This is a genomic window from Nitrososphaera sp. AFS, from assembly GCF_009898475.1.
Lineage (GTDB): Archaea > Thermoproteota > Nitrososphaeria > Nitrososphaerales > Nitrososphaeraceae > Nitrosopolaris.
Genome location: NZ_QURE01000117.1, coordinates 2,509 through 9,751, shown reverse-complemented (window position 1 = coordinate 9,751; position 7,243 = coordinate 2,509). Strand labels below are relative to the sequence as shown.

Sequence of the window (7,243 nt, the reverse complement as noted above, 5' to 3'; positions counted from 1 at the left end):
GCCAGCGCCTTCAACACCTTTACGGCCCCTTTTGGACGCAATTATCGAATATCCCCCAAAGGCACACACACCTACACCAGCCACGGCAAAGATGATAGGAACCAAATCCATGCCTGCCACCACAAACGACGAATTAATCTTTGAAAGTATAACCCATGCATCCACCATGCCGCCAACCATTATGACACCAGTTATGATTAGAATGACACCTGAAAATTGTGACGGCTTTGACCCGGCAAGTGCTCCGACAGCGCCAGCTAGGATTAATGAAGGAACCCCAGAAATAGAAACTATCATCACCAACACGCCCTGGGGATCAACTGCAATTTGTGGTCCATGTCCTCCAGTACCTAATAGAAAGTTGTAAAAAGATACCAACAACGCAACAAACATGATTCCTAAAGCGACGGCACCAAATGCGACCCAGGTTTCAAATTTCATCGGATCTTGTAATCCAAAAAATCACGTGATACCCACGAGTCCGGCCAGCTCACGTCTGCATGCGGAACCTAATACTTCAGCAGCTTTTTCCGGTCTAACGTTATTTACGTACACACCAAATCCTCGCTCAAGACCAGACCAAGAGTGCAATTGTGGGTAAATTTCTATATGCCAATGAATCTGACGGCTATTTTTCTTTTCTGGAGCAAAATGGAATACAAGGTTGAAAGGGGCCTCTTTAAGTGCCTTTGACATTCCTCCCAAGGTCGCTCGCAAAATTAACGCTAGGTCAGTCATCTCTTTTTGAGTGATTTTGGAGAACGCTGTGGTATGTCTTTTAGGATATATCCAAAACTCATACGGATACGTAGGAGCCCACGGTGAAAAAGAAAGATAGTTGTCAGTACCCAATATCTGACGAGGCCCGCCTGATTCTATAGATATTATACTGCATGCAGGACAACTTCCATTCTCATTCATATATCTGTGCGACGCTTCAGCCTCTATTTCGATCTGTGGTGGGATGGCAGAGAAGGTGACAATATTTAGGTGTGGGTGAGCAATCGAAGCTCCAGCCTTGTCGCCACTATCTACATAAACAGAAACATAAGTTACACTTTTTTGGGTGTATAACCATCTTACTCTATCTTGAATGACCAACAGTACATTTGCCCATTGGTCAACAGATATTTCTGATAGTTTTTTGTCATGGTCGGGTGAAGCGACGAGAATGTGATGATAGCCATACGCTGGCTCGCTATATAGCGGCTTGTCGGAGTAAATGTGGCTAGAATTGGTTGAAACTGCTGGTAGATCGCTCTGAAAGACCCTGACGCACCAATCACAGACAATATTCTCCTCGGTGTCTGATAGCCTTTGTAGCATTCCGTCCTTGGCTACCAGAGCAATTGATGCAGGTTCGGTCATCGATTCGTTTCCTGGGCAGTATGGACAAGAAGCATCTAATTTGATGTTCCATTCCCTATTTTCAGTTGATCTTGGTACGATCACGAATTTGTCTAACACATAATCCTTCCTCAAATCCCCCAAACGTAAGTCTGCCTCTTATCACTTCGTGTGAGCTCTTTTAATTAAAGCTTGTGTATATGATTTGGCAATTGGGTTTGTGTCTGCTTAACCGTTGATAGCTCCATCGGTTAGAACAAAACCAGTAATTTTGATTTTTTAAATCTAACTCACGATTCAAAGAAGACCCGTCATTCGGCATCACAGATAAATTCGCCCTTGCAATGATTCTCATTGAGATGATTAACATTACACCTGGCGTCAAAATTGTATATATTTTATTGGATGGAGTGAGCGATCTTCCCCACAAAGATCTCGGTAATCTAACTCCATTGGATGCAGCCCACACCCCAAATATGGACCGATTAGCTCAGAACGGATGCATGGGAGAATCAGTGACGGTAAAAGAAGGACTTGCTCCCCAATCTGATATCGCCGTCTTCAATATGCTGGGGTACAGTTTTGAGAAAAGCGATTATGTAGGCAGAGGGGTAGTAGAGACTATCGGCTGTGACATAGATTTGTAAGAGGAAACTTTGCTACAATAGACGATGAATTACGTATTATAGATAGAAGAGCAGGAAGAAACATTACCGCAGCTGAAGCTCACGGTATTTGTAAGACGCTCACAGAGCGAATAACGTTTAGTGATCCTGAGATATCGTGTGTTATTGAACCTACAATTGCCCATAGATTAGTCATTAGATTTAGGCACAATAGTTTAGCTTTCTCAGAAAAAGTAACGAACACCGACCCAGCTTACCTGAAGATAAACGGAATTGGCGTTGTAAATCAATCTTTGGAAGAAATGCACATAGTTGAATCTCAGCCCGAGGATGGAACTCAAGCCGCTTTGTTATCTGCAAAGACTATAAACGAGTTTTCCAACCAGGTTTTGAATATCACGAAATCTCATCCTGTCAATGCTAACCGCAAAAAGGAAGGAAAGCCGCTTATAAACGCAATACTTCTAAGGGATTCAGGGAATAAACTCCCTGAAGTTGAGCCAATAAAGAAAAGGTACAACTTGGTAACTGCAGCAGTAGTCGACATGCCTGTCGAAATAGGGATATCTAGAATTTTGGGCATGAAAGTTCTGCCAGTTACGGAAACGAATGACTATCGAGCAAAGGCTAGTATCATCTCGGATAACTTTCCAAGCACAGATTGTATTTACGTACATTTAAAGGGTCCGGACGAATTCGGTCACGACGGAGATCCCCTAGGCAAGAAAAAAAGCATTGAGGACATCGATAGATCTTTTTTTGGACCTCTACTAGATAAGCTAAATGCAGATGTAGATCCATTTGTAATAATTTCTGCGGATCATTCAACACCTTGTGTCAAAAAAGCTCATAGCGCAGATCCTGTTCCAGTACTGTTCTCTGGGAGTAGGATTAAAAAAGATGGGAGCAAGAGGTTCACAGAAAAATATGGTGCAGCGGGAAGTTTGGGTCGGCTAATGGGATCGTGTGTTCTAAGTGCCGCATTAGAAAGTCTTAATCAGCATTTGTGCTAAAAGCCGATATGAATCAAGATTTGAAGAACATGTTAATTTCATACTAGATTCTACGGCTGCTAATCAAGGTTCCCTTACATTGCTCGCATACTTCCTCGTCTATATTAGATTCCATATTATGGTGTACATCACAAATAATCAATGTAGAACGCATATAGTTGCAAAGCTCCACGAATTTGGCCATGGTGTTGGGAGTATACGCCCGATTCGACGTTAAATCTTTGGCTATATCATCAGTCATTCGCATTATTTCTCTGACCGATGAAAGCTTGTCCATAAGTTGAACATCGCCCCTAGTTCCCCTGAGATAATTACTCACTGCAGCCTGAGTAACCCCTAATACCCTCGCGGCAATTTCCTCCTTCATTTCGTACTCTTGCACAAGCTTCTTGGCCAAAATTGCCCTTATAGCTGGGATGAGAGATTTGGCTTCAATCTCAGACGGAAGAAGCATAAACAGGATGAAAAAATCGTAAATCTTATTTAAAGGTTCTCAACAAATAAGATCGCTGTTACTGAAAAAGCAAGATATATTTAAGTAAGCGTTCCCCTTGCATCAATTGTCTCAAAATGAATTTTAGTCGTCATCCTCAATTCTGCTATGGACAACTAGAGACTTGTCGGCCCTTTCCTAGTTTAGTGCGGAGGATGAAATGCGAATGAAATTTGGATTCACTCAGGGCTTGAATGTTGCTCGATTGGGGCTAGATGAAACTCAAATAATTACCGCTTGTCAGATTGCAGATAGGATGCGCTATGATTCCATCTGGACAATGGATCATTCTAATGTACCACAATGGAAGAATGCGATAGTAAATGATGCTTGGCTCATGCTCGCCGCTATAGGTTCGGTTACTAAAAATGTTGAGTTAGGCACGTGTGTGACTGATGCTATCAGAAGACATCCCTCAGCTATCGCCCTTTCTGCTATCACTTTGGACAGAATCACAAGCGGCAGAGCCATTCTAGGTATAGGAGCGGGGGAAGCCCAGAATGTTGTAGACTTTGGGATAGAATTTTCGAAACCAGTGACAAAATTTAGAGAGCAGTTAGAAGTTATTGAAAAGCTCTTCGACTCAAGTCCGGATCACCGGGTCGATTACACTGGTCAATACTATAGGCTTTCTAACGCATGTTTACAAAGTAAAAGTGTCCGAAAACCACGGCCTCCAGTTTATATAGCCGCCGGAGCACAAAAGACGCTAGAGCTCTGCGCAATTTACGGTGATGGATGGATTCCAATAGGTTATACACCAGAACTGTTTCAAAGACACGCGCAAGTTATTCGCGATAAGGCAAACAAAAATGGACGAGATTTGTCTGGTTTTCAGTTTGCCAATGACGTAGACATTTATTTCACAGACGATGGTGAAGAGGCATGGAACAAAATGAAAAATGCAGTGAAGGTTAGCCTCTATAAGCCAGAATTATTAGCAGCTCATAACATACAACAGGATTCTGAATTTGATTTTCGAAAGTATTTTACCGAATATGCCATGAACAAACCAGAATTGATGGAGCAAATGAAAAAAGCAGCTTTGAAGATCCCTGACAGCATTGCTAGAACCGCGATCGGAGTGGGAAAACCAGACGATGTAATTCAAATGTTAGAACGTTTTATTAAAGCGGGCACGAACCACTTTATAATTAGGTTCTGGGGAGAGGGGTATTTTAAAAATATTGAAATGTTCGGTAATAAGGTAATCCCGTACTTTAAGGAAGAATATTCTGATTGATTGCCTTTTATCCAGCCTGTCTAAAAATATGAATCTATTCTATTAACCCCAGGCTTTCTATGTCGAACCCGACCTCTTTTTGGATAGCTCTTTAGTGCCTCGGCCTTAAATCCGAGTTTTTCGAGTGAAATTGCGAATTCTGCAGCAAATCCATGGAATGTGTATATTTTCTCAGCTCCTGACAATTTAACAACCTCTAAGAGTTCCGAATAGTCGCAATGATCACTCAATGGCAATGCATAGTCAAATCCCATTGCTGCTCGATATCGGGGGTCTATTGCCCAACCGCTGAATCCTACCGAAACGGCGCCAAATTTTTGTTTCATAAACTTCACGAAGGTGCTACCTGAATGCATAACGGGACAGACCATTACCCAAGGTTTAGTCTTAGCAAGTAACCCTTTCTCGCTTGCTTCTGAAAAAACCATAGTGTCCTTCAGCGGTACTCCATATTTTCTGTAAATTAAGTTCATTGAAGCTACGGAATCATAAGTGTAAAATGGCTCCCAGTGTCGAAATAAATATGCAAGTAACTGTGCCTTGCCTAGAGGATAGCCCATCAATAGTACAGGAATGCCGTGGTCATACATTTGAGAAATAATTTCGTTAGTCTTGTGAATGATTTCACTCACAGCTGGAAAAATATAATGTGGCCTCCCAAACGTCGACTCAATAATGAGGGTTTTTACGCGTGGAACTTGCTCGGCACTCATAAAGGCGCGTTTTCTGATCGAAATATCACCAGTATAAAACAGTTCATGATCGACAAGAAGCCCCCTAGAGCCAAGAATATGGCCAGTGTTCAGAAGCTGCACACTGTTATCTTCATGCATTCTTCCGATAGAAAATCCCCTTGCAAGAGCAATATCCATGGTTTCCTTGGAAGTAAGAACCTTGTTAACACCTGATTTGAAGTAGGTTTTGCTAAGGTGGTCTGTGTGTGCATGGGACACGAATGCCAAATCAGCTGGAATACATCTAGTGGGATCCAGCGAAATTGTGACCTTATTCATGCGTACGACTATACAGGAATTTTCTAAGGTGATCGAACTCTGCAAGAACGACCTGAATCATGATTCTGGGTTCTATTTTAATATATGATTTTCCTTTTTCACAATTTTTAAGAAACCTTGTCAAAAAGAAATTGGATTGTTAAACCTTGCAATCTTGATTTCAGGACGAGGCAGCAACATGGAAGCTCTCCTTAGGTCAATTGACGAAGGTCAGATAAGGAACGTTAGACCTAAAGTCGTTGTCTCGAATCGCTCTGACTCGCCTGGCCTAAATTTAGCGGCACAAAAATTTGGGGTGTCTACATACGTTCTGTCCAAAGGCAAAGACAAGACACTATCGTTTGATGATGAATTAGTCCAAGTGTTGGACGAATTTGGTGTACGCCCAAAAACTGGTGTTATATGTCTAGCGGGTTTTATGAGAATATTAAGCCCCCGTTTAGTTCAAAGATATACGATGAGAATATTGAACATCCATCCTTCACTACTTCCAGCATTTCCTGGTCTCCATGCTCAGAGACAAGCTCTCAAGTACGGTGCCAAAGTAAGCGGATGCACTATTCATTTTGTTGATAATGGGGTTGATACTGGACCAATAATAATGCAAAGAGCAATCTCGATTTTTGATAGTGATACTGAAGAATCATTAAGTCAAAGAATATTGGAGATAGAGCATAAACTTTACCCAGAGGCGCTAAGATTATTTTCAGAGGGGAATCTAAAGATCGACGGCCGCCGAATATCATTAATTGATTGAAGGGCTAAGAATCGAAATGATGTAATATATTAAGCATAGATAAAAATAATACTTGAGAACTCAATAGCCCCTTGACCGCTAAAATTCTGAACGGATTGGCTGCGGCTGCTCGTGTGCAATCGAATGTCCAAAGGTCAGTTAGTAAATTGCGGGAAGTGGGGATTGAACCTTGTTTGGCAACGATACTTGTTGGAAATGATCCGAGCTCAGCGATATACGTTAGAAATAAGCAGAAGGCAGCTGAAGCAGCAGGTATTTTGACGCGAGATCATAAGGTTTCATCAGAATGTACGCAAGCTGAATTACAAGAGCTTGTAAAGACATTGAATCTTGATAACACTGTACACGGGATATTGATTCAACTACCGCTTCCTTCACATTTGGATGAATTTTCGATACTTGGAGTCCTTGATCCCCTCAAGGATGTGGACTGCCTTACTCCATACAATGCGGGTCTTTTAATGAGCGGAAAAGCAACTCTGAAGCCGTGTACTCCATCCGGCATATTAGCCCTTTTAAATTTTCACAACATCGATATCAGTTCTCTAGATGTAACTATCATAAATAGGGGTCCATTGGTGGGCAAACCACTAGTTTTCCTATTATTAGAGAGAAATGCGACAGTCACCATTTGTCATTCCAAGACAAAAGGGTTGAACGAAAAAATCAAAGGCGCAGACGTTTTGATTTCAGCAGTAGGAAACAGGAAGGATTTTGTGATAACATCGAACATGGTTAAACTCGGCTCCAT

At 41.8% G+C, this 7,243-nt stretch carries 7 protein-coding genes and 2 pseudogenes; 5 read left to right on the top strand and 4 right to left on the bottom strand.

Annotated features, from left to right (window positions below; genetic code table 11):
- Positions 1–441: pseudogene (locus DYY65_RS10515) on the bottom strand (hypothetical protein); the annotation flags it as partial.
- Between the two features lie 21 nt (positions 442–462).
- A complete protein-coding gene (locus DYY65_RS10510) occupies positions 463–1,491 on the bottom strand; it encodes a galactose-1-phosphate uridylyltransferase (RefSeq protein ID WP_162477914.1) in 1,029 nt (342 codons plus the stop codon).
- 200 nt (positions 1,492–1,691) lie between these two features.
- Here DYY65_RS10510 and DYY65_RS13095 point away from each other — a divergent pair.
- Positions 1,692–2,332, top strand: a pseudogene (locus DYY65_RS13095) (phosphoglycerate mutase); the annotation flags it as partial.
- 186 nt (positions 2,333–2,518) lie between these two features.
- Complete coding sequence (locus tag DYY65_RS13090) at positions 2,519–2,986, top strand: hypothetical protein (RefSeq protein ID WP_370519356.1); 468 nt, start codon at positions 2,519–2,521, stop codon at positions 2,984–2,986.
- A gap of 43 nt (positions 2,987–3,029) precedes the next feature.
- On the opposite strand, the gene DYY65_RS10500 is transcribed toward DYY65_RS13090, so the two are convergent.
- A complete protein-coding gene (locus tag DYY65_RS10500) occupies positions 3,030–3,440 on the bottom strand; it encodes a transcriptional regulator (protein WP_162477913.1) in 411 nt (136 codons plus the stop codon).
- Positions 3,441–3,639: 199 nt separating this feature from the next.
- On the opposite strand from DYY65_RS10500, the gene DYY65_RS10495 reads away from it, so the two are divergent.
- Complete coding sequence (locus tag DYY65_RS10495) at positions 3,640–4,722, top strand: LLM class flavin-dependent oxidoreductase (protein WP_162477912.1); 1,083 nt, start codon at positions 3,640–3,642, stop codon at positions 4,720–4,722.
- A gap of 20 nt (positions 4,723–4,742) precedes the next feature.
- On the opposite strand, the gene DYY65_RS10490 is transcribed toward DYY65_RS10495, so the two are convergent.
- Positions 4,743–5,735, bottom strand: coding sequence for an exonuclease (locus DYY65_RS10490; protein ID WP_162477911.1), 993 nt, complete (start codon positions 5,733–5,735; stop codon positions 4,743–4,745).
- 136 nt (positions 5,736–5,871) lie between these two features.
- Between DYY65_RS10490 and purN the strand changes: the two genes are divergently transcribed.
- Positions 5,872–6,492 carry a phosphoribosylglycinamide formyltransferase gene (gene purN, locus DYY65_RS10485; RefSeq protein WP_162477910.1) on the top strand — a complete coding sequence of 207 codons (621 nt, stop codon included), beginning with the start codon at positions 5,872–5,874 and terminating at the stop codon, positions 6,490–6,492.
- Positions 6,493–6,563: 71 nt separating this feature from the next.
- Positions 6,564–7,243: bifunctional 5,10-methylenetetrahydrofolate dehydrogenase/5,10-methenyltetrahydrofolate cyclohydrolase (locus DYY65_RS10480; protein ID WP_201449460.1), on the top strand; the 680-nt coding region annotated here is incomplete at its 3' end.